The sequence below is a fragment of the Jeotgalicoccus sp. FSL K6-3177 genome (assembly GCF_038050175.1).
In the GTDB taxonomy this organism is placed as follows: domain Bacteria; phylum Bacillota; class Bacilli; order Staphylococcales; family Salinicoccaceae; genus Jeotgalicoccus; species Jeotgalicoccus nanhaiensis.
Genome location: NZ_JBBOSK010000001.1, coordinates 1,493,893 through 1,516,912, shown reverse-complemented (window position 1 = coordinate 1,516,912; position 23,020 = coordinate 1,493,893). Strand labels below are relative to the sequence as shown.

Annotated in this window: 19 protein-coding genes; all 19 read left to right on the top strand. The window is 45.0% G+C overall.

What is annotated here, in order from left to right; genetic code table 11:
• Positions 1–59: 59 nt before the first annotated feature.
• Positions 60–1,991, top strand: a complete 1,932-nt coding sequence (thrS, locus tag MHH58_RS07550; RefSeq protein ID WP_135098052.1) for a threonine--tRNA ligase — start codon at positions 60–62, stop codon at positions 1,989–1,991.
• 199 nt (positions 1,992–2,190) lie between these two features.
• Positions 2,191–2,721 carry a translation initiation factor IF-3 gene (gene infC, locus MHH58_RS07545; RefSeq protein ID WP_194194253.1) on the top strand — a complete coding sequence of 177 codons (531 nt, stop codon included), beginning with the start codon at positions 2,191–2,193 and terminating at the stop codon, positions 2,719–2,721.
• A 22-nt stretch (positions 2,722–2,743) separates the two neighbouring features.
• Positions 2,744–2,947, top strand: a complete 204-nt coding sequence (rpmI, locus tag MHH58_RS07540) for a 50S ribosomal protein L35 (protein ID WP_135098050.1) — start codon at positions 2,744–2,746, stop codon at positions 2,945–2,947.
• Between the two features lie 20 nt (positions 2,948–2,967).
• Positions 2,968–3,327: a 50S ribosomal protein L20 gene (gene rplT, locus MHH58_RS07535; protein ID WP_135098048.1), complete on the top strand. Its 360-nt coding sequence runs from the start codon at positions 2,968–2,970 to the stop codon at positions 3,325–3,327.
• Between the two features lie 224 nt (positions 3,328–3,551).
• Positions 3,552–5,306 carry an IS1182 family transposase gene (locus tag MHH58_RS07530; protein ID WP_445922976.1) on the top strand — a complete coding sequence of 585 codons (1,755 nt, stop codon included), beginning with the start codon at positions 3,552–3,554 and terminating at the stop codon, positions 5,304–5,306.
• A gap of 30 nt (positions 5,307–5,336) precedes the next feature.
• A complete protein-coding gene (locus tag MHH58_RS07525) occupies positions 5,337–6,215 on the top strand; it encodes an SDR family oxidoreductase (protein ID WP_341345517.1) in 879 nt (292 codons plus the stop codon).
• Positions 6,216–6,268: 53 nt separating this feature from the next.
• Entirely contained in the window at positions 6,269–7,474 is a 1,206-nt protein-coding gene (locus MHH58_RS07520) for an AGE family epimerase/isomerase (RefSeq protein WP_341345516.1), read from the top strand.
• Positions 7,475–7,632: 158 nt separating this feature from the next.
• The gene (locus tag MHH58_RS07515; RefSeq protein ID WP_341345515.1) at positions 7,633–8,622 is read left to right on the top strand and encodes a nuclease-related domain-containing protein; all 990 of its coding nucleotides are present in this window, start codon (positions 7,633–7,635) and stop codon (positions 8,620–8,622) included.
• 351 nt (positions 8,623–8,973) lie between these two features.
• Entirely contained in the window at positions 8,974–9,756 is a 783-nt protein-coding gene (locus MHH58_RS07510) for a YhfC family intramembrane metalloprotease (protein WP_135098040.1), read from the top strand.
• Between the two features lie 267 nt (positions 9,757–10,023).
• Positions 10,024–11,577: an alanine/glycine:cation symporter family protein gene (locus tag MHH58_RS07505; RefSeq protein WP_135098038.1), complete on the top strand. Its 1,554-nt coding sequence runs from the start codon at positions 10,024–10,026 to the stop codon at positions 11,575–11,577.
• A 114-nt stretch (positions 11,578–11,691) separates the two neighbouring features.
• Positions 11,692–12,768: a M42 family metallopeptidase gene (locus MHH58_RS07500; protein WP_135098036.1), complete on the top strand. Its 1,077-nt coding sequence runs from the start codon at positions 11,692–11,694 to the stop codon at positions 12,766–12,768.
• Positions 12,762–13,505 (top strand): TrmH family RNA methyltransferase, encoded by a 744-nt coding sequence (locus MHH58_RS07495; RefSeq protein WP_135098034.1) that lies wholly within the window; start codon positions 12,762–12,764, stop codon positions 13,503–13,505. The genes MHH58_RS07500 and MHH58_RS07495 overlap by 7 nt, the downstream gene beginning before the upstream one ends.
• A 298-nt stretch (positions 13,506–13,803) precedes the next feature.
• Positions 13,804–14,868 (top strand): phenylalanine--tRNA ligase subunit alpha, encoded by a 1,065-nt coding sequence (pheS, locus tag MHH58_RS07490; RefSeq protein ID WP_135098032.1) that lies wholly within the window; start codon positions 13,804–13,806, stop codon positions 14,866–14,868.
• On the top strand, positions 14,855–17,257 hold the full coding sequence (pheT, locus tag MHH58_RS07485; protein WP_341345514.1) for a phenylalanine--tRNA ligase subunit beta: 2,403 nt from the start codon (positions 14,855–14,857) through the stop codon (positions 17,255–17,257). Before pheS ends, pheT begins: the two co-directional genes overlap by 14 nt.
• A gap of 77 nt (positions 17,258–17,334) precedes the next feature.
• Positions 17,335–17,847 (top strand): hypothetical protein, encoded by a 513-nt coding sequence (locus tag MHH58_RS07480; RefSeq protein ID WP_341345513.1) that lies wholly within the window; start codon positions 17,335–17,337, stop codon positions 17,845–17,847.
• A 216-nt stretch (positions 17,848–18,063) separates the two neighbouring features.
• Positions 18,064–18,327: a cell division protein ZapA gene (gene zapA / locus MHH58_RS07475; protein WP_135098026.1), complete on the top strand. Its 264-nt coding sequence runs from the start codon at positions 18,064–18,066 to the stop codon at positions 18,325–18,327.
• 3 nt (positions 18,328–18,330) lie between these two features.
• Complete coding sequence (locus MHH58_RS07470) at positions 18,331–18,864, top strand: CvpA family protein (protein WP_341345512.1); 534 nt, start codon at positions 18,331–18,333, stop codon at positions 18,862–18,864.
• Positions 18,865–18,892: 28 nt separating this feature from the next.
• The gene (polX, locus tag MHH58_RS07465) at positions 18,893–20,605 is read left to right on the top strand and encodes a DNA polymerase/3'-5' exonuclease PolX (RefSeq protein ID WP_135098022.1); all 1,713 of its coding nucleotides are present in this window, start codon (positions 18,893–18,895) and stop codon (positions 20,603–20,605) included.
• Positions 20,598–22,925, top strand: coding sequence for an endonuclease MutS2 (locus tag MHH58_RS07460; RefSeq protein ID WP_341345511.1), 2,328 nt, complete (start codon positions 20,598–20,600; stop codon positions 22,923–22,925). Before polX ends, MHH58_RS07460 begins: the two co-directional genes overlap by 8 nt.
• Positions 22,926–23,020 lie beyond the last annotated feature (95 nt).

Genomic DNA, 23,020 nt, shown 5'->3' with positions numbered 1-23,020 from the left:
TAATAGGGACGGCTTTTTTTCTTGTTAAAAATAATTTGGAAACTGAAAGGATGTTTAGTATGGTTGAAAAAATCGAAGTAAGATTCCCGGACGGGAACGTAAAAGAATTTGATTTCGGCGTCACTACGGAAGAAATTGCCGGCTCAATCAGCCCGGGACTTAAAAAGGCTTCGCTTGCAGCAAAAGTGGACGGAGAGCTCTACGATTTAACACGTCCGCTCGAAACTGACAGTGAAGTTGAATTAATTACAAATAAAAGCGAAGAAGGCCTGGAAATCCTGCGCCACTCGACTGCCCACTTAATGGCCCAGGCGCTAAAACGCCTTTACGGCAACGTTCATTTCGGTGTAGGTCCGGTCATTGAAGAAGGATTCTACTACGACTTTGATATCGAAGAAAACATCTCTTCAGAAGATTTCCCTAAAATAGAAAAAGAAATGAAGCGCATTGTCGATGAAAATATCGAAATCGAAAGACGCGTGCTGTCACGGGATGAAGCGAAAGAATTATTTGCAGACGATCCTTATAAACAGGAATTAATCGAAGCAATTCCGGAAGATGAACAGGTGACTGTCTATACTCAGGGCGAATTTACGGACCTCTGCCGCGGCGTACACGTGCCGAGAACATCCAAAATTAAAGTCTTTAAACTGTTATCGGCTGCCGGTGCATACTGGCGCGGCGACTCGGACAACAAGATGCTCCAGCGCATTTACGGTACAGCCTTCTTTGATAAAAAAGAACTTGCAGCTTACATGGAGCTGCTTGAAGAACGCCGCGAGCGCGACCACCGCAAAATCGGTAAAGAGATGAAGCTGTTTGAAAACAATCAGCTGATCGGTGCAGGCCTGCCGTTATGGCTGCCGAACGGTGCGACAATCCGCCGCGAAATCGAACGTTATATAGTAGATAAAGAAGTAGCGCTCGGCTACAACCACGTTTACACACCGATCATGGCGAACACAAATCTTTATAAAACAAGCGGACATTCCGATCACTACCAGGACGATATGTTCCCGCCGATGAAAATCGGCAACGAAGAGCTTGTGCTCCGTCCGATGAACTGCCCGCACCACATGATGATTTATAAAAACGAACGCCATTCCTACCGCGAACTGCCGATCAGGATCGCAGAACTCGGCATGATGCACCGCTACGAGGCGAGCGGGGCAGTCAGCGGACTGCAGCGCGTACGCGGCATGGTTTTAAACGATGCACACGTTTTCGTCCGCCCGGATCAGATTAAAGAAGAACTAATCCGTGTCGTGGAACTGATTCAGGAAGTGTACAAGGACTTCGGTCTCAACGACTACAGATTCCGTTTAAGCTACCGCGACCCTGAAGACACAGAAAAATACTTCGACGACGATGACATGTGGCAGCGCGCTGAAAGCATGCTGAAAGATGCTGTTGATGAAATGGGTCTTGAATACGAAGAAGAAGAAGGCGAAGCGGCCTTCTACGGACCGAAACTGGACGTCCAGGTTAAAACAGCGCTCGGCAAAGAGGAAACTTTATCGACTGTACAGCTCGACTTCCTGCTGCCTGAACGTTTCGACTTAACTTATGTCGGCAAAGATGGCGAGGAACACCGTCCGGTCGTTATTCACCGCGGAGTTGTTTCTACAATGGAACGTTTCGTTGCCTTCTTAACTGAAGAATATAAAGGAAACTTCCCGTTATGGCTCGCGCCGCAGCAGGTGGAAATCATTCCGGTCAACGTCGACCTGCATTATGACTATGCCCGTGAAATCTACGATGAAATGAAGAGCCAGGGCATCCGCGTGCATATCGATGACCGCAACGAGAAGATGGGCTACAAGATCCGCGAAGCTCAAATGAAGAAAATTAAGTACCAGGTCGTTGTCGGCGATAAAGAAAAAGACGAATCACTCGTCAACGTCCGCAAGTACGGTGAAGAGAAACAGGAGAGCTTTGACAAGGAAGAATTCCTGTGGAACTTAATCGATGAAATCAGACTGAAAAAATAAGTTTGACAAAGATGACTTAATGCTGTATAGTATTAAGAGTTGAAAGAAACGGACAAGTTGGAGCTCCCGCTTCACACCCGCAAACGCTTTGAGTGACCGGGTAAATGGGGAAATGCAGACGCAGTAACTATTGCGCCTGCAACTTCTTAGGCGGGTGCAGCAATGCATTCGCCTTTTTTGTTCGTTAAATATTCTGGAGGTGCTAAACATAGCTAAAGATCAGACATTGATCAATAATCGTATTCGCGCAAAAGAAGTTCGTTTAATCGGAGAAGATGGTTCACAGCTGGGTATTAAAGCAACGAGAGATGCAATTGAGCTGGCAGAGAATGCCAACTTGGATGTAGTGCTTGTTGCACCAAATGCTAAACCGCCTGTTGCACGTATTATGGATTACGGTAAGTACAAGTACGAGCAGCAAAAGAAAGATAAAGAAGCTCGTAAGAAACAAAAGGTAATTAACCTTAAAGAAATTCGTTTGTCACCGACAATCGAAGAGCATGACTTTAACACTAAGTTAGGCCATGCTAAGAAATTCCTTGCTAAAGAAGACAAGGTTAAAGTCTCTATTCGCTTTAAAGGCCGTGCAATTACGCACAAAGAAATCGGACGCAAGGTGCTTGAGCGTTTCGCTGAAGCTCTGAAAGAAGATGGCCAGATTGAACAGAGACCGAAGATGGAAGGACGTTCCATGTTCCTGGTCGTTGCACCGCTTGCAGAGAAAAAATAACAATTAATCGGAGGACTTTATCATGCCAAAAATGAAGACGCATAAAGGTTATGCTAAACGAGTTAAAAAAACTGGTACAGGCAAATTCAAACGCTCACAAGCGTTTACTAGCCACTTATTCGCTAACAAAACTACTAAACAGAAACGCCAATTAAGAGGATCAGCTTTAGTTGCTAAATCAGATGCAAGAAGATTAGTTCACTTATTAGCTAAATCTGCTAAATAATATAAAAGGAGGAGTTAGAAATGGCTCGCGTAAAAAATGGATTAACATCTCGCAAGAGACGTAAAAAAGTATTAAAACAGGCAAAAGGTTATTTTGGTGCTAAGAGCACTTTATATAGAACAGCTAAACAAGCTGTAATGAAATCAGGTCAGTACGCATACCGTGACCGTAAACAGAAAAAACGTGAATTCCGTAAATTATGGATCTCACGTATCAACGCTGCTGCACGTCAGCACGACATCAGCTACAGCCGTCTGATGAACGGACTTAAAGTTGCAGGCATCGATATCAACAGAAAAATGCTTTCTGAAATTGCTATCGCTGACGACGCTGCTTTCGGTCAAATCGTAGAACAGGCTAAAAAAGCTTTAAATAACTAATACTGCTTTAATTTGAAAAGGGGCTGGGACATAAGTCCAGTCTCTAAATCAAAAAGCGCACTTGCTTTCCAGGGGCGTCGCGTGAGCCTGTAGTCTCACGCAGACGCTACTCCCCTAGGAGTCAAGTGCGCTTTTTTATATGGAAATATACGATATATCTACAAAAAAATAAGACCCTCAGATACAATGTAAGTAACGACACAAACAATGAAAAGAGGAATCTTATGTATAAAAATTATAACATGAACCAAATCACACTGCCACTCGAAACAGAAATCCTGATTCCAGACAACGATATATCAAAAGCAGTGCATACACTGGTCGAAAGTATGCCGGAAGATGTGTTTGATGGGTTCGGACAATCTCAAGGGGCGTCGTCCTATCATCCCAAAATGATGCTGAAAATCTTACTCTGTGCCTACAGTCAGTCTGCATTCTCTGGCCGTAAGATTGAAGCGTTACTGCAGGACAGTATCCGAATGATGTGGCTGGCGCAAAATCAAGTGCCGTCGTATCGGACCATTAATCGATTCAGAGCGCATCCGAAGATGGCGGCGCTGCTTCAGTCTGCCTTCATTCAGTTTAGAACTCAGTTGGAATCGAATGGGTTGATTGAGTCAGATGCGATTTTTATAGACGGTACAAAAATTGAAGCGAATGCCAATAAGTATACCTTTGTCTTTAGAAAGAATATTGACCGGCACGAGTCGGCACTGCTAGAAAAATCCAAAGCAAAATATGAAGCGCTGGTCGAATCAGCAGTGATTCCGGAAATGATTCGGGAATCAGATGGACCGTTGACGGCATCGGAACTGACGCATATTCATACGCAACTGACAGACACTGAAACCGAACTCACTGAACAGATCGAACGCACTGAAGATATACCCACCCGCAAAGCGATACGTACCGAACGTTCGGCGATCCGCAAATCCAAAAAAGCCATGAAAGATTATTTGGACCGGCGCTTAAACTATCAAACCCAACGGACGCTGATGAGAGACCGTAACAGTTATTCTAAGACGGATCATGATGCGACATTCATGCGCATGAAAGATGATCACATGCAGAATGGTCAGTTGAAATCCGGATATAATTTACAGATTGCGACCAATAATCAGTTTGTACTGGGATACGATATTTATTGGAATCCGACCGATACTCGCACGCTCGATCCCTTTCTCCATACGATGCAGCACACGTTCCAGCACTTACCAGAATATATTGTCGCCGATGCGGGGTATGGCAGTGAATCCAACTATGAGTGCGTGGCCGACACATATGAACGTCAGGCACTGATTCCCTACAATACGTACTATAAAGAACAAAAGAAACGGTACAAAACAGATGAGATGCATCCGAATCATTGGGAATATAACGCAATCGATGATTACTATATTTGTCCGAACGACCGCCGCTTACCTTTAAAAAGTCACACCACTCGAACAGACAAGTATGGTTACCAGCGGATATTTAAGATATATGAATGTGAAGATTGTCAGGATTGTCCGTTGATGGCGTTGTGTAAAACATCTGCACCAGACCAGCCGAAACGGATTCAAAAAAATAGGAACCTGGAGTATTTTAAAGCTCAGGTGAACCAGACGCTTTCAAGCCCGGAAGGTCGACGTCGATACGCGCAACGCAAAATCGATGTCGAAACGACTTTTGGAAACTTGAAGGCGAATTTGGGATTCACTCGGATGTCTGTTCGGGGGAATACTCCGGTCCGTAACGAATTGGGCATCGCTTTAATGGCGGTGAACCTGAGAAAACTCGTCCGGCAATCTGTGTTTACTATACTTAAACCAACAAAAAACGGCTGGGACATCTTAAAATCAAGATGTCCCAGCCGTTTCTCTTATTGCTTCAGAGCTTTTGTCCCAGCCCCTTTTTTTGTTTTATTGATGAAATTTAAGCACTTATATATTCAGTTTCAGTTTGCGGGTCTTAGTCGGGTGGTAAATACAGAAATGTAATGGTTAAAGAAAACTCAGGAGGTTGTGGAAATGAGTGAATTAGAAAAACAGACCAAATTATCCGAAGGAATTACTCCGCAAATACAGAATAGACAGCCCGGAATTGAGAGTGAGATGACTCCGGAGCCTATTTATGAACTGGAAAGCCATGTGGGTTCCGGCAAGCTGAAGGGCAGAGTCGCCTTAATTACCGGCGGAGACAGCGGAATCGGCAGAGCAGTAGCTGTCGGCTATGCTAAAGAAGGTGCTGATATAGCGATTTCCTATCTTGATGAACATGAAGATGCTGAAGAGACCAAAGCGCGTATCGAACAGGAAGGTGTCAAATGTACGCTGCACCCGGGAGATATTGCAGACGAAGCGTTCTGTTTCCAGGTTGTAGATGATGTGATCAAAGCGCACAGCAAGCTGAACATTCTCGTTAATAATGCAGCCCGCCAGGAAGTTAAAAATGGTATTGAGGATATTAGTATTGAGCAGTTTAAACACACCTTTGATGTGAACTTTTTCAGTATGGTGCATTTTACGAAGGCAGCACTGCCTCATTTAAACGCAGGAGACAGTCTGATTTATACAACTTCGGTCAATCCGTATATCGGTCATGATGCCTTGATTGATTACAGCTCTACAAAAGGCGCCATCGTCGGATTTGTACGCTCGGTTGCTAAAGAACTTGCTGAAAAAGCCATCCGCGTGAACGGCGTGGCGCCGGGACCGATTTGGACGCCTTTAATTCCTGCGACAATGACAGAAGAAATGCAGGAGTCATTCGGAGTCGCAACACCGCTCGGCCGTCCGGGACAGCCGGCGGATCTGGTGGAACCGTATATTTTACTTGCGTCTGAAGGTTCCGCTTATATGACGGGTCAATTTATTCACGTCAACGGCGGGCAGTTTATGACGACTTAAAGGAAGGTTTTACAGTCTCCATAAAGTTAAAATGATTTAAAGGGAGGATTTGCATGGCGCATTCAAAGGGCGGCACACCACTTGATTTTCGAAATACAGAAGACTTGAAAAAGCACGTATTCAGCATTCTCGATTTTTATTATCCCACCTGTATCGATTATGACAACGGGGGTTATATTAACGGTTTTTTAGACGACGGCTCGATTAATGATACGACGACAAAACATTTGGTCGCTACAAGCAGGTATATTTATATTTTCAGTATCGGCGGGCTTCTGGACGGTCCGGCCTGGTGCCAGGAAGCTGCCCGCCACGGCATTCGTTTTTTAAATAATCATCATCTCGATAAAGAAAATAACGGTTATTTCTTTGAATTGAACGGCACTGAGCCGGAAAATACGTCGAAGATGGCCTACGGCCATGCTTTTGTTCTGCTCGCATCGTCTATAGCCTTGAAGGCTGGTGTCGAAGAAGCAAAAGAGGTCCTTGAAAATGTCTATGAAGTAGTGGAGACACATTTTTGGGATTCGGAACATAATCTTTATAAAGATGAGTGGGATGCGGCATGGACAGAACTTTCATCTTACCGGGGGCAAAACCCGAATATGCATATGTGCGAAGCTATGCTGACTGCCTACGAAGCGACTGGAGAAGAAAAGTATTTAGATAAAGCTCATACGCTGGCAAAAGCAGTGACAGGTAAGCTGGCAGAACGCTCCGGCGGTCTTGTGTGGGAAAATTACACACCGGACTGGCAGCCGGATTTTGAATTTAATAAGAACAACACCAAAGATGAATTCCGGCCCTACGGTTTTATCCCGGGACACCAGTTTGAATGGAGCAAGATGCTGATGTGGCTCGACCGTTATAAATCGGAACCCTGGATGAAAGAAAGGGCAGAAGCACTGTTTCAAAAAGGATGGGATCTCGGCTTTGACAAAGAATACGGCGGCATATATTTTACCCTGTCACCGGAGTGCGACGTCATCGACACTGATAAGAACTACTGGGTAATGTCAGAAGCCATTGCCGCTGCTGCCTTGTTAGCTGAGAGAACGGGCAAGACAGACTATCTGGAATTTTACGATCAGCTGTTTAAATATTCTTCAGATTACTTTATCGATTATAAATACGGCGGCTGGTACCAGCTGCTCGACCGGGCTAATGAACGCTACAGCCATGTAAAAAGTCCGCCGCCGAAAACGGATTATCATCCGGTGGCAGCATGCTATCAGTCAATTATTGCCTTGAAGGCTTGAGAAAAACACCCGGTTTTGACGGGTGTTTTTATTTTGGGATTTTATGTAAGATTATTTTGTTTAGATAAGTAAATAAAATAACTTGTACGATAAAAAAATAATACAGCGATTTTCCCTATATATAGGATAAGAAGTATTTTATCTTGAGGAGGAAAATCATGATTCTGTTTGAGAGAACGATTGGCGCTGAACTGGCCTATTATCGAGCTTTAGCCGGCAGGGGCCGGCTGTCTGGTGAGGATGCAAAACATTTATCGGTACAGGAAAAAGGATATGCGGGGGAATGTGAATACGACCGGGTGTTTGACGAGACCGGTCATGGTTCTGTATTCGTGTTCAGAGATATTTACCTGCGGATTGAGGGAAATGTTGCACAATATGATTGTCTGATTGTCAGTGATGACGGGATAGTCGTTAATGAAATTAAAAACTATTCGGGTCTTTATCGTTATGACAGAGGGAAGTGGTATATTCGGGATTCCCAAGTGTCGGAAGATGCGCTCGCGCAGCTCCGCCGGGCGGTTGGGAAACTCGTGAAGCTGCGGTATCAGGTGAGAGGCCAGTTTGATATTACGGGGAAGATAGTGTTTCCGAATATTGAGTTCCGGCTGCAGACGAACGACGAAGAGCTTTTGGAGAATGTGGTGCTGCGGTCGGGGCTTCGGAATTACTTGCTGCAGTTTAAAAATTTGTATGCTGGGCGTGTAGCCGAGGAGATTGCAGAGCTGATTCGCGGGTATATTGTTCCCAATCCTTATTTCGATAAATGTGCCGATTTCGATGCGCTGCGTAAAGGCTTATACTGCGGCAGCTGCGGCGGATTTGAATTGGAAAATCGAAAATATCATTTGGTCTGTGAGTCATGCGGCTCGAAAGAAACGAAGGAAACGCATATCATCCGGGCGATTAGTGATTATATAGCTTTGTTTTTAGATGAGAAGCTGACTAATAAACGATTTATGAAATTTATTGGACAAAGCGTAAGTGAAAAAACAGTATTTCGAATGCTGAATAAATATTGTAATCAGCATCTGAACGGAGCAGCTACTCACTATACTTTTAAATACCGGGATTTTGATGATGCGTGTAAAAATGGTAATCGTTTATGGAGATATAAAGATTACTATACTGGAAATAAGCGGAATTGATTAGTCTTTTCAAGGATTTATCGACCTCTCTTGTCATTGTGGTTTTGACAATGACGGAATAAAGATGCTGCCCCGTCACTGTGGTTTTGACAATGACGGGATAAGGGCGCTGCCCGTCACTGTGGTTTTGACAATGACGGGATAAGGGCGCTGCCCCGTCACTGTGGTTTTGACAATGACGGAATAAAGGTGCTGCCCGCCCTTGTGGTTATGACAATGGCACAGTAAAGCCTCGAGGATCCAGCGCCGCCAATGCCGCTTTCACAAAACCCGGCCAAAATATAATCCCGAATCCACCATTGTTCAGCGCTTCTTTTATCGCTACAATATTTATAAAGGAGCGTGTTTATAATGATTCCCCAGTCGGAAATTATGATGATGGCTGCGACAGCAGTCGCAGCAGTCTTATTGCCTTTTATTTTTATGTTTATACTCAGAAAAAAGTTTAAAATCAGATGGCTGCCTTTTATCCTCGGTATCGGTATATTTATAGTTTTCGCATTAATTCTCGAACAGATTATGCACTATATCGTCCTCAGTCCGTCAGCGGACGGCACTATCGAATTATTATCAGCAGCCCCGTGGCTCTATGTGCTGTATGGCATATTCGCAGCGGGCATATTCGAAGAAACCGGCCGGCTGCTCGCCTTCTTAATTACGAAGAGACATTATAAAGATATCGACAGCGCGGTCTCGTACGGGATCGGGCATGGCGGCATCGAAGCGGCGACAGTCGTCGGCCTCGGCATGCTTAACGGCATAGTACTTGCTGTCCTCATCAATTCAGGTTCGGAAGCACTCAGCGCCTTGCCTGCTGCACCGGAAGATTTAATCCAGAGCGGCCCCTGGTATATGTATCTCGTCACGATTGGAGAAAGAATTCTCGCCATGACGCTTCATATCGGTTTGTCGGTGATCGTTTTCTGTGCGGTCATGATGAAAGGGAAGTGGTGGCTGTATCCGCTCGCGATTCTTCTTCATGCTCTGGCGAACACGACAGCAGCTATGATGCAGGCGGGTCTTCTTACCAATATTTATTTAATGTATGCAGGTCTGATAATTATGACCGCAGTGACAGTTGCTATCGCAGCAAAATTAGTCAAAGACTACAGAGAAAATATTTATTCCTTGTAAGATAAAAACCGACGGCCAGTGTTTATCGTTAAATTAAAGATTAATATTCAGATTATTCAACCTTATCCATTAAATGGATAAGGTTTTTAAATTCTGCTATCCTTTATATACCAAGGCTTTAAAGTCACAATGCTGATATATCAGCATTGTAAGCGGTAACAATATTTTAAAAAAGCATAGACAAGGGGATGTAAATAGACTATATTTGAGTGGTAATTTCTTATTATAGAAAGAAAACAAAAAAGAAAACAAAGGGGAATCATTCAAATGGAGACAGTGGTAACGTTTTTTAACGACATCGTCTGGAGTGCGGCACTGGTCATACTCCTCGTTGTCACAGGATTGTACTTCTCAATTCGCATGAGATTGTTCCAGGTGCGATACATAGTCGACATGGTCCGTCTGATGTTTAAAGGCGGCAAATCAGATGATGGAATTTCAAGTTTCCAGGCAATTGCCGTATCACTTGCAGGCCGTGTCGGAACGGGTAATATTGTCGGCGTGTCTACTGCGATCTTTATCGGGGGGCCGGGTGCTATTTTCTGGATGTGGCTCATCGCCTTCCTCGGTGCGGGGAGCGCCTTTGTAGAATCTACACTGGCACAGATTTACAAGCAGAAAGAGGATGGGCAGTACCGCGGGGGACCGGCGTACTACATCGAAAAGGGGATCGGTGGAACGTTTGGTAAATATTACGCCCTGCTGTTTGCAGTCGTGACTGTACTTGCGTGCGGGCTCTTACTGCCGGGTATTCAGTCCAACTCGATTTCGAGTTCTGCAACTAATGCGCTACCGATGATTGACGGCTGGATGATCGGTGCCTTTCTCGTAGTCATTCTTGCGGTGGTAATTTTCGGAGGAATCCGTTCAATCGCCAACGTAGCGACAGCTGTCGTGCCTTTCATGGCGATTGCTTATATAATCGTTGCGGTCATCATTGTAATTATGAACATTGGAGATGTACCTGCTTTAATCGGTTTAATCTTCAGAAGTGCCTTTGGTCTTGAACAGCAGTTTGCAGGTACGGTCGGCGCCATGATTATGATTGGTGTTAAACGCGGACTGTATTCAAACGAAGCTGGTCAGGGTACGGGAGCTCACGCAGCAGGTGCTGCTGAAGTATCCCACCCGGCGAAACAGGGTCTGGTTCAGTCGTTCTCAGTGTATATCGATACGCTGTTCGTATGTACTGCAACTGCACTGATGATTTTAATGACAGGCATGTATAACGTTTCTGACGGCAATGACGGTTTAATTATCGACAACGGCGTCTATCAGACTAACGCTGCGGGCGAAAAAGATGTCAGCGGTACGGTGACATTTACCCAAGCAGGTATCGACAGTGCTTTCCACGGTATGGATTCGTTCCAGGAAGGCTTTATCGGCTTCGGTTCGTACTTTATCGCATTCGCGCTGTTGTTCTTCTGCTATACGACCATGCTCGCTTACTACTATATAGCGGAAACCAACCTCGTCTATATGCTGAGAGGCAGAATGCCTTGGCTGAAAATTGTGCTTGGCCTCGTTTTAATCGGTTCTGCTTTTTACGGTACAGTGTCAACTGCTGACCTTGCATGGCAGATGGGTGACCTAGGTGTAGGACTGATGGCATGGATTAACGTTATCGGTATACTCATTCTGCAAAAACCGGCGCTTAAAGCGTTCAAGGATTACGAGCGCCAGTACAAGCTGCAGAAAAAAGGAGAAATCGACGAGATTGTCTATACACCGGAGCGCGGGGAATTTAAAGATCATAACTTCTGGGTGGATGAATACCCGAGAAGAGATGAAGAAGGCTACTCTTATCCGGACAGAAATTAATTTTTATGAAGCACTCTCTTAACGGGAGTGCTTTCTTATGCAGTGAAATTATTTCGAAACGTGAAATACTTATGCTAAAATTAAAGAAACAACAATTTAAAAGGGGAATTTTAAATGGATAAACAGCTTGAAATGTTAAAAGATTTAACCGATGTAAACGGTGTTGCGGGGTTTGAACATGCAGTCAAACAGAAAGCTAAATCTTATCTCGAGCCGCTCAGCGATGAAATTATTGAAGACAATTTAGGCGGCGTTTACGGAAAGAAAAATGCAAAAGACGGCAGTAAAACGATTCTGATTGGCGGCCATCTGGATGAAATCGGCTTTATGGTGACTGAAATCGATGACAACGGCTTCCTCAAATTTACGCCGATCGGCGGCTGGTGGAATCAGGTCATGCTGTCGCAGCGCATGCACATTACAACGGGTGAAGGAAAGGTCATCACCGGCGTAATCGGTTCGAAACCGCCGCACGTGCTGTCACCGGAAGAGCGTAAAAAGCCTGTTGAGATTAAAGATATGTTTATCGATATCGGTGTTGCCTCAAAAGATGAAGTGCTGGAAGCGGGCATTGAGCTCGGTGATATGGTGACACCGGCCTCGGAATTTGAAGAGATGACCAACAAAAATTACCTGCTCGCTAAAGCATGGGATAACCGTTACGGTGTCGCTTTATCAATCGATGTAATGAAGAATCTTGAAAAAGAAGATATTAATATTAACCTGGTGAGCGGGGCGACAGTCCAGGAAGAAGTCGGCCTTCGCGGTGCGAAAGTGGCGGCGAATAAAGTGAAACCGGACCTTGCCATCGCAGTAGATGTCGGTCTCGCTATGGATACACCGGGCATGAAATCATCAAACGGTACAGGAGATCTCGGCAAGGGTCCGCTGGTTCTCCTCCTCGACGGCTCGAACATCGGCCACGTACCGTTCAGAAAACACGTATTGGCAGTTGCCAAAGATAAAGATATCCCTGTACAATTACAAGTGATTCCGGGCGGAGGCACGGATGCAGGTTCTTTCCACGTATCGAACGAAGGTGTGCCGTCACTCGCCATTGGAGTACCGGTGCGCTACATGCATTCAAACGTGTCTATTATGCATAAGGAAGACTACCAGAACGCGGTGAAACTCGTAACTGAAGTAGTCAAATCATTAAACGACGATAAGGTGGACGAAATCATTTGGTAAAAGAAGTTATTTCTTCAAAAGATAACACGCGCATTAAAAATTACCGTAAGCTCCATACGGCAAAAGGACGCAGAAAGTCAGGCCAGTTTTTAATCGAAGGTGTTCACTTAGTTGAAGAAGCGGTTAATTATAACCAGCCGGTCGATACGATTATTATCGAAGACGGTTTTAAGCACGATTTAAACATTGAAAAATTTAAGACGCTGTACGTTTCACCGGATGTTATGAAATCTTTATCGACACTCGAAACACCGCCGGGCATCGCCGCTGTTATGAATCAAAAATCGCCGGGCAAACTCGATTTTAACCGGGTGCTGCTGCTTGAAAATATCCAGGATCCGGGTAATCTCGGTACGCTGATCCGCACGGCGGATGCATTCGGTTTTAAAACAGTCTTGATTACACCGGAAAGCGCGGATCCGTATAATCCGAAAGTATTAAGAAGTGCCCAGGGCAGCCATTTCCATCTGAATATTTTACAGCGCTCGGCAGCGGAAGCAGCTGAAAGTTTTAAAGGCATTAAAATCGGCACCTCGCTCAATGACGCGGTCTACATTGATGACTTCAATAAGCCCGACGGTGATATTATGCTTGTGCTCGGCAACGAAGGGCAAGGTTTGACAGACGAAACACTCAATCTGATGGATATCAATGCGAAAATTGCTATGCCGGGATCCAGTGAAAGTTTAAACGTTGCGATTGCCGGTGCGATTATGATGCATCATTTTAAATCTTGATTTTAACTGTATTTCAGCTATAATAAGTGTAACAATATTATAAATCTGCTTCGGTTGAAGTTAGGAATAAATGATTATCGAGACCAGTCACAGAGAACATTAATATCAGCTGAAAATTAATGTATGGTTTTAATCAGTGTTCACCTGATTGATGAAGTATTTGGGACCGCGTCACCATATAGACGTCAATAAGTGTCTGCAGCTGCAGAAAATTAGGTGGTACCACGGAACTCCGTCCTTTTATTAGGATGGAGTTTTTTGTTTTTAATAATATTTTTAAATATGAGGAGTGACGGGCATGACACAGGAGATGGAAACAATCCAGCTTGAATTTAACGATAAATTAAGCACAATCGATAACAGTAAAGCACTCGCTGATCTACGCGTTGAATATTTAGGTAAAAAAGGCAAAGTAACCGGATTAATGAAAGAGATGAAAAATCTTTCTAATGAAGAACGTCCGGCTTACGGTCAAAAAGTAAACGAGCTGCGGACTCACATTGAGCAGCAAATCAGCGAACTTGAAACTGAACTGTCAAAACAGGCAATGGAGAAAAAACTGGCAGAAGAAACAATCGACGTGACTCTGCCGGGCCGTACGCTTGAAATCGGCGGTTCGAATCCGATTGACCGCATCGTAGAAGACATCGAGGATTTCTTTATCGGCCTCGGTTATGAAATTAAAGAGGGCTATGAAGTCGAGCAGGACTACTATAACTTTGAAGCGCTGAATCTGCCGAAGTCACATCCGGCACGCGATATGCAGGACAGCTTCTATATTTCCGAAGAGATTCTGCTTCGCACGCACACGTCCCCGGTGCAGGCGCGCACACTTGAAGCGCAAAATGGTGAGGGCCCGGTTAAAATTATCTGTCCCGGAAAAGTGTACCGCCGCGACAGCGATGACGCGACGCATTCACACCAGTTTACGCAAATTGAGGGCCTCGTTGTCGATAAAAATATTCACCTCAGCGACTTAAAAGGCACGCTTGAGTTATTTGCGAAAGAAATTTTCGGCGCAGACAGAGAAGTTCGTCTCCGTCCGAGCTACTTCCCGTTCACTGAGCCGAGCGTTGAAGTAGATATTTCATGCTTTAAATGTAAAGGCGCCGGCTGCAATGTCTGCAAGCAGACAGGCTGGATAGAAATTCTCGGTGCCGGCATGGTGCATCCGAACGTACTTGAAATGGCAGGCTTCGATTCAAAAGAGTATTCCGGATTTGCTTTCGGAATGGGGCCGGACCGCGTAGCCATGCTGAAGTACGGTATCGAAGATATCCGTCATTTATACACGAATGATTTAAGATTTATCGATCAGTTTATTCCGACAGAGGATGGAGGAGAATTAAATGAGAGTATCTAGAGAATGGCTGGAAACGTTTATCGATATTAAAGTGCCGACTGATGAACTTGCTGAAACTATTACGCGCGGCGGGATTGAAGTGGACGATCTTATCGATTACACAAAAGATATTAAAAAACTTGTTGTGGGCTATGTGAAGTCGGTTAAACCGCATCCTGAAGCGGACCGTCTCAACTTGTGCGAAGTAGATACGGGCGAAGAAACGACGCAGATTGTCTGCGGTGCACCAAACGTGCAGAAAGACAGCTACGTTATCGTCTCGAAAGTCGGCGGCAGACTGCCGGGCGGCATCAAAATTAAGCGTGCCAAACTCCGCGGCGAAGTGTCGGAAGGCATGATCTGTTCATTAGAAGAGATTGGTGTAAAAGAAGAATTTGTCCCGGCTGAATATCAGGGCGGCATCTTCATGTTCAAGTCGGAGCAGACACCGGGCGAAGATGCGCTTAATGCTTTGTATCTGGATGATCAGGTGCTTGAATTCGACTTAACACCGAACCGTAAAGATGCACTGTCGATGATCGGCGCAGCATACGAAACGCGCGCTCTGTTCGGCGGCGAAGTTGAAGTGCCGGAAGCGTCGGTATCTGAAGCTGATGATCTTGTGACAATGACAGTTGAAAACGAAGATGCTGAAGCAGTGCCGTTTTACGCGGTCCGCGAAGTGCGGGATGTTGAAATTAAACCTGCGCCGTTATGGATGCAGATCCGTTTAATTAAAGCGGGTATTCGTCCGATTAATAATGTCGTTGATATTTCGAACTACGTGTTAATGGAATACGGCCAGCCGCTCCATATGTTTGACCGCGACCGCATCGGTTCTGATAAAATCGTGACGCGTTCCGCACGTGAAAACGAGAAGTTCACGACGCTCGATGGCAAGGAACGCACGCTGAATACTGAAGATATCGTCATTACGAATGGCGAGGTGCCAATCGCTCTCGCCGGTGTCATGGGCGGCCAGGATTCAGAAGTGACAGAGCAGACAGTGGACGTTGTCATTGAGTCGGCTTTATTCGACCCGGTTAAAATCCGCAAAGCGAGCAGCCGCCTGAACCTTCGCAGTGAAGCATCACAGCGTTTCGAAAAAGGTGTCTCGCACGAATTTATTTTACCAGCTGTAAACCGCGCAGCATATTTATTAGAAAAATATGCAGGCGGCAAGACGCTTAAGGGAATTGCATCGGAAGGACAGCTCGATTTGGAGCCGGGTGTGATTCAGACATCCGCGGACTTTATCAATAACCGTCTCGGTACGGAACTGACGGTGGCTGAAATTCTCGGGACACTGCAAAGACTGGGTCTCGGCGCGGAAGAGAAAGACGGTGCAATTGACGTACTGATTCCGTCACGCCGCGACGATTTGAAAATTCCTGAAGATATTTCCGAAGAAGTGGCGCGTATTTTCGGTTACGATAATATTCCGTCCACACTGCCTGAATACTCGGTCATTACACCGGGACGTCTGTCAGATGAGCAGCAGGAAGTCCGCGTGATTAAACGTCAGCTGAATGCGCAGGGCTTCTCGCAAGCGATTAACTACGCGCTCACCAGCAAAAAGCGCATCGGCGAGTTTACGACGCTGACTGATTCACTCGCACTGTTAATGCCGATGAGTGAAGACCGCGCAGTGCTTAGAAATTCACTTGTGCCGCACCTGGTGGATAACGCGACTTACAACGTCAACCGCCAGCAGAAAAATGTGTCACTGTTTGAAATCGGCAAAATTTTTAAGACGAACGGACAGGATCAGCTGCCGGATGAAATTGAAATGCTGGCAGGTATCGTAACAGGCGACCAGCATAAGACTGCCTGGACGAATACATCGGTGCCGTCTGATTTCTACACGGTAAAAGGTGTACTCGAGTCACTGTTTGAAAAACTCGGGCTCGTTGACCGCGTAACTTACAAACAGTCATCTGTACACGATGAACTCCACCCGGGCCGCACGGCAGAAGTCTATCTGGACGATAAAGTCATCGGCTTCGCAGGCGAACTGCACCCGCAGTACGCTGAAGATCATGACCTCGGCCAGACGGCAGTTTTTGAAATTAACCTCGCAGAAGTACTGCGCGTTAAAACAGGCAGCATACTGTATGAATTCCTGCCGAAATATCCGTCGATGTCACGCGACGTTGCGCTGGAAGTTGAAAGCGACGTGCAAGTATCTGATATTATCGGGAAAATTAAAACTGCGGCGCCGAAATATTTAGCGGATGTTTATCCGTTTGATGTATACGAAGGCGAGCATATCGCAGACGGCAAAAAATCTGTCGCCTTGCACCTCACATATTTAAACAAGGAAAAAACGCTCACCGATAAAGATATCGAAGCACTTCACACTCCTGTTGAAGAGGCTTTAAAAGAAGCGGGCTATATATTAAGAGGATAAAATAAAAAGAAGCAGAGACGAAATTTGTCTCTGCTTTTTTGCTTGATGGATGGTGAATTGCCGGGCAGTTTGCATTAGTGATGAAGATTTTGCGCTGGGTTATGCGTTTTGAGGCCGGTTTTGCATTAGTCTGGTCATTTGTGATTACACAAATGCATGAAAACGAGCAAGGTGGCGATAAAAACCATGACCCTGCTCATAATGAAGCCGAAAACGTGCAAGGTGGCGATAAAAATGATGACCTTGCTCATAATGAAGGCAGAAACGAGCAAGGTAGCGATAAAAATGATGACCTTGCTCATAATGAAGGCAGAAACGAGCAAGGTAGCAATAAAAACCATGACCCTGCTCATAATGAAGGCAGAAACGAGCAAGGTAGCGATAAAAACCATGACCTTGCTCATAATGAAGACGAAAACGTGCAAGGTAGCGATAAAAACCATGACCTTGCTCATAATGAAGACGAAAACGTGCAAGGTGACGATAAAAACCATGACCCTGCTCATAATGAAGGCAAAAACGAGCAAGGTGGCGATAAAAATGATGACCCTGCTCATAATGAAGGCAGAAACGAGCAAGGTCACTCCTAAAACGTCAACCTTGCTCAGAATGGAGGACTAAAAAGAAGAAAAACCCCCAAAATGGAGAGAACTCCCAAAAATCAGCTGCACTTATCATTAAAATCATCCGCAAACCCAATCCCGGCACCATTTTAATTCCTTGTATTAACATTAGGGGATAAGTATAATAAACTATTGAAATAGGTAAATGTGTGAGAAATTTTATCGAGATGGGGGCAATGTAATATGAGCGGAAAGAAAACACGCATTGCTGTAAAAATATACAATGAGTATTATACGCTGGTCGGCCGCGAGAATGAGGACCATCTGAGGCGGGTGGCTGATGCGGTCGACAGTAATATTACGGCGATTGCTGCTAAGAGTCCGGGGCTCGATACGACAAGAAAAGCGGTGCTTACGGCTTGTAATATTATGGATGATTATATAAAGTTAAAAGAAAAATACGAGGCGCTGGAAAAAGAACACAGCGCGCTTAAAAAAGGGAACTAGCTTATGACTTTGATACTTCTACTTATACTATTAATCGGACTGATTGCCGGTTACCGTCGCGGGGCAGTACTCCAGTTTATGCACCTGCTCGGTACAATATCGGCAATCGTCATTGCTTCATTAAATTATGAAACACTCGGCAGCAGATTTTATTTAATCATGCCGTATCCGTCCACTGCCCAGGAGAATCCGAATCCGGTGCTCAGCGAGGTCGGTAATTTTGAATATGCTTACTATTATATGTTTGCTTTCTTTATTATTTTTATCGTCAGCAAAGTAGTGATTCAGATTATCGTTAGCGGATTTGATTATTTCCAGCAGGTCACAACCGGAGGACTTGCAACTAGCATTACCGGTACAGTGCTCGGTCTCATCGAAGCGGTATACTTTATCGTTGTAATACTGTTTTTCGCTGCAACGATTCCTTATCTGCCCCTTCAGGAAGCTTTGGCGGAATCGGGCATTGCCACATTTATAATGGAACACACATTTATAATATCGGACAAATTAATAGAATGGATACAAGTAGAGTCATAGAGATATGGCTCTTTTTTCGGAGGTAGACATGAATAAAAAAGATGTAATCAGGCTGCTCGAAAAGATAGCAGTGTATATGGAACTGAATTTGGAGAATCCTTTTAAAGTTTCCGCCTACAGAAAGGCGGCGGCGTCTTTAGAAACTGACGGAAGAACCCTCGGGGAAATTCCTGATTTCAGCGCGCTGAAAGGTATCGGCAAAGGGACTAACGAGGTGATTACTGAGTTCGTTCAAACAGGCGAGTCATCGGTCTTAAAAGAATTAGAAGATAAAGTGCCGAGCGGCCTGATCCGCATGCTGAAACTCCCGACGCTCGGGCCGAAAAAAATTGCGAAAATTCACGACGAACTCGGCATCAGTACGCTGGAAGATTTAAAAGCGGCCTGCGAAGCTAATAAGGTCAGCACACTTACAGGCTTCGGCAAAAAGACGGAAGAGAACATTTTAAAATCGATAGAATCGGTGCTGACCAGACCTGAACGCTATCCGCTTGCACGCATATTAAAATTTAAAAAAGTAATAACGGACGTCATCGAGACGATTCCGGGCGTCGAACGCTACGATATGACAGGCAGCGGCCGCCGGACGAAGGAGACGTCGAGAGATTTGGATTTTATCGTCAAAGTGGAAGATTATGAACTGTTTACCGAAACGATGGTCAGCCAGAGTTTCGTAACAGATGTAGTGTCCCGGGGCGATAAGAAACTGTCGATTGAAATCGAGCACGATTTCGAACAGATTAACGTCGATTTCAGGTTTGTAAACGGCGAAGAATATATTTCAACGCTGCAGCATTTCACAGGTTCAAAAGACCATAACGTAAAAATGCGCCAAATCGCGAAAGCGCGCGGTGAAAAAATAAGCGAATACGGCGTTGAAACAAAAGAGGGCGTAAAAACTTTCAGCACGGAAAGAGAGTTCTACGAACACTTCGACCTGCCTTATATTCCGCCGGCTATGCGGGAAACGGGCAAGGAAACCGATATCGGCATTAAAGAAATCGTTAAACCGGAAGATATTAAAGGAGACCTGCACATGCATACCGTCTACAGCGACGGCGCCTACAGTGTGAGGGATATGGTAGAGGCGGCAAGGCAAAAAGGCTATGAATATATCGTGATTACCGATCACTCGAAAAGTCTGCGGGTGGCCAACGGCTTAAGCGACGAACGTCTGCTTCAGCAGCTCGAAGAAATCAGGGAGATCGATGCGGAATATGATGATATCGACGTTTACAGCGGTACTGAAATGGATATTTTAGCCGACGGCACACTCGACTATTCAGACGAAATATTACAAAAACTGGATTACGTCATTGCCGCAATTCATTCGAGTTTCCAGCAGTCTGAAGAACAAATTATGCACCGTCTGAAAACGGCGATGGATAATCCTTACGTGCGGCACATAGCTCATCCGACGGGGCGCTTAATCGGCGTTCGGGACGGGTATCCGGTAAATATGGACGACTTGTTTCTTTATGCACAGAAGACAAATACGGTGCTTGAAATTAACGCCAATCCGCAGCGTCTTGATCTGTCTTCAGAAGTCATTCATAACCGCGATGTTATGTTTACAGTCAACACCGATGCACACCATACCGATCATTTCGACTTTATGAAGTACGGCGTGGCTACGCTGCAGAAAGCCTTCGTGAAAAAATCGCAGGTATTGAACACATGCACAAGGGAAGAATTTAAAGCATTTATTAAAAAAGGTAAGCAGAGTGATATAAATGAATGACAAAACATTCACCAAACTGGAATTCGATAAAATTCTCGAATCCGTCAGAACATTTGCAGTCAGCGATAAGACGAAAGAGAAACTGAATTTTTCAATCGTCGAAACTGACTTAGCTACAGTAGTTAAAAATATAGAAGAAGTTGACGATGCCTCGGCTATGCTCCGTTACCGCCACGTTGAACTCGGAGGGATCAGCGACATTAAACCCTTCGTCAAGCGGGCGGAAATCGGAAGCATTTTAGGCGTGAGCGATTTTAATAAAATTAAATCGCTTTTAAACAGAAAGCATATGTTAGCGGGTCTCGTGAACGCTTTTGAAGAAGATGAAATCTTTCTGCCGAATATTAAACCGTATATCGCAGAACTTGAAGACATTCATTTTCTCTACAAGCGTATAACGGAAACTGTCGATGAAGTAACTGTCCTTGACCACGCGTCACCTGAACTTCTCCGTATTAGAAGGAGGATCGGTGCGGAAGAACAGAAAATCCGCGAACGCTTAAACGATATCGTCAGAAAAAATCAGCGCAAGCTCTCCGACAGTATTATCACCATGCGGAACGGCCGCTATGTGATTCCGGTCAATGTGGATTACCGGAGCGAATTTAAAGGCATTATCCACGACTCGTCACAGAGCGGACAGACGATTTATGTCGAACCGACAGCAATCGTTGATATGACGAATAATATTACGCGCTTAAAAGAATCTGAAGAAGCGGAAATCACCCGTATTTTAAGCGAACTGACCGGCCAGGTCAGCACAGTCGCGCATGATTTATATGAACATAATATAAATCTGCATCATATTGATTTCGTCTTTGCAAAAGCGAAATACGGTGCGCATATTAAAGGAACGAAACCGCTGATTGCAGATGATGAAAGCATTCGTTTAATCGGCGCCTTCCATCCCTTAATTGACAGTGATACGGTCGTGAAAAATGATATCGTCGTCGAACCGGAAACAAAAGCCGTTATTATTACCGGACCGAATACCGGCGGTAAAACAGTAACGATTAAAACAGTCGGCTTATCCGTCTTAATGGCGCAGGCCGGCATTCCGATTCCTGCCCGCGACGGCTCTGAGATTTCAGTCTTTAAAAATGTCTATGCAGATATCGGTGACGAGCAGTCGATTGAGCAGTCGCTGTCGACTTTCTCAAGCCATATGGTAAATATCGCTGACATTTTAAAGCGCGTTGACAGCGATTCGCTGGTTATTCTGGATGAGCTCGGCGCGGGCACAGACCCTGAAGAAGGTGCTGCACTCGCCATCAGCATTATTGAATACCTGCTCAAAAAACAGGCGAAAATTATTTCCACGACGCATTATCCTCAGCTGAAATCGTTCAGCTATACGCGCGAAGATGTTATCAATGCGAGTGTCGAGTTCGACGTGAGCACTTTATCGCCGACCTACAGACTGTTAATGGGCATTCCGGGTAAATCAAATGCCTTTGAAATTTCTGAGAAGCTCGGCCTTAGCACCAGTGTAATTGACCGGGCACGGAAGCTCACCGGCCGCGATAATATGGAAGTCAACGAAATGATTACAGCACTCGAGCGCCACACAACACTTGCGCGCGAGCACGAGCAGGATACACAGGAGCTGCTGAGAGAAGCTGAAAAACTGCATAAGGAACTGAAAGAATCGAATGAGCAGTTTACCAACTTTAAAGATAAATTAATTAAGAACGCTGAAGATGAAGCGAACCGCATAGTTAAACAGCGGGAACTTGAAGCGGCGGAAATTATTAAAGAGCTCGAAATGATGAAGGAGCTTGGTGCGGACAGCATTCAGGAACACGAACTCATCAAGGCTAAAAAAGAATTATCCGACAGTTATTACGCGCGTGACATTAAAAAAGACATCCGTAATGAAAAAGAAGAAACCCTGCAGACCGGCGATGAAGTCGATGTGCTGACTTACGGACAGAAAGGTGAAATCATCGGTCTTAACGGCGATGAAGTCACTGTGCAGATGGGTATTATTAAGATGAAGCTCGACAAGTCAGAAGTGAAGAAAAGAAAAGCGAAAAAAGCTGAAAAACCGGTGACCATCCGGCAGAATAAAACCCAGGTCAGCCGAACGCTTGATCTTCGCGGCGAGCGTTATGAAGATGCTTTAATTCGTCTCGAGCACTATCTTGACCAGGTGCTTCTGTCGAACTACGCAGATGTCGAGATTATTCACGGAAAAGGCACCGGCGCCCTGCAAAAAGGTGTGCAGCAGTATTTAAAACGCCATCCGAAAGTAGCTTCATTCCGGGGCGGCATGCCGAGTGAAGGCGGCTTCGGCGTAACGATAGTCGAAATGAAGTAGGTGATTCCGGTGGATAACTTTGATATGTATAAACTTGCGAAAGTACTTATTGTTATCAGTATGATAATGTTTATAAGCGGCATTGTTTACCTGAT

Coding starts and splice junctions, on each gene's coding strand:
- thrS (WP_135098052.1), top strand. CDS start 60: ATGGTTGAAAAAATCGAAGTAAGATTCCCGGACGGGAACGTAAAAGAA.
- rpmI (WP_135098050.1), top strand. CDS start 2,744: ATGCCAAAAATGAAGACGCATAAAGGTTATGCTAAACGAGTTAAAAAA.
- rplT (WP_135098048.1), top strand. CDS start 2,968: ATGGCTCGCGTAAAAAATGGATTAACATCTCGCAAGAGACGTAAAAAA.
- MHH58_RS07530 (WP_445922976.1), top strand. CDS start 3,552: ATGTATAAAAATTATAACATGAACCAAATCACACTGCCACTCGAAACA.
- MHH58_RS07525 (WP_341345517.1), top strand. CDS start 5,337: ATGAGTGAATTAGAAAAACAGACCAAATTATCCGAAGGAATTACTCCG.
- MHH58_RS07520 (WP_341345516.1), top strand. CDS start 6,269: ATGGCGCATTCAAAGGGCGGCACACCACTTGATTTTCGAAATACAGAA.
- MHH58_RS07515 (WP_341345515.1), top strand. CDS start 7,633: ATGATTCTGTTTGAGAGAACGATTGGCGCTGAACTGGCCTATTATCGA.
- MHH58_RS07510 (WP_135098040.1), top strand. CDS start 8,974: ATGATTCCCCAGTCGGAAATTATGATGATGGCTGCGACAGCAGTCGCA.
- MHH58_RS07505 (WP_135098038.1), top strand. CDS start 10,024: ATGGAGACAGTGGTAACGTTTTTTAACGACATCGTCTGGAGTGCGGCA.
- MHH58_RS07500 (WP_135098036.1), top strand. CDS start 11,692: ATGGATAAACAGCTTGAAATGTTAAAAGATTTAACCGATGTAAACGGT.
- pheS (WP_135098032.1), top strand. CDS start 13,804: ATGACACAGGAGATGGAAACAATCCAGCTTGAATTTAACGATAAATTA.
- pheT (WP_341345514.1), top strand. CDS start 14,855: ATGAGAGTATCTAGAGAATGGCTGGAAACGTTTATCGATATTAAAGTG.
- zapA (WP_135098026.1), top strand. CDS start 18,064: ATGAGCGGAAAGAAAACACGCATTGCTGTAAAAATATACAATGAGTAT.
- MHH58_RS07470 (WP_341345512.1), top strand. CDS start 18,331: ATGACTTTGATACTTCTACTTATACTATTAATCGGACTGATTGCCGGT.
- polX (WP_135098022.1), top strand. CDS start 18,893: ATGAATAAAAAAGATGTAATCAGGCTGCTCGAAAAGATAGCAGTGTAT.
- MHH58_RS07460 (WP_341345511.1), top strand. CDS start 20,598: ATGAATGACAAAACATTCACCAAACTGGAATTCGATAAAATTCTCGAA.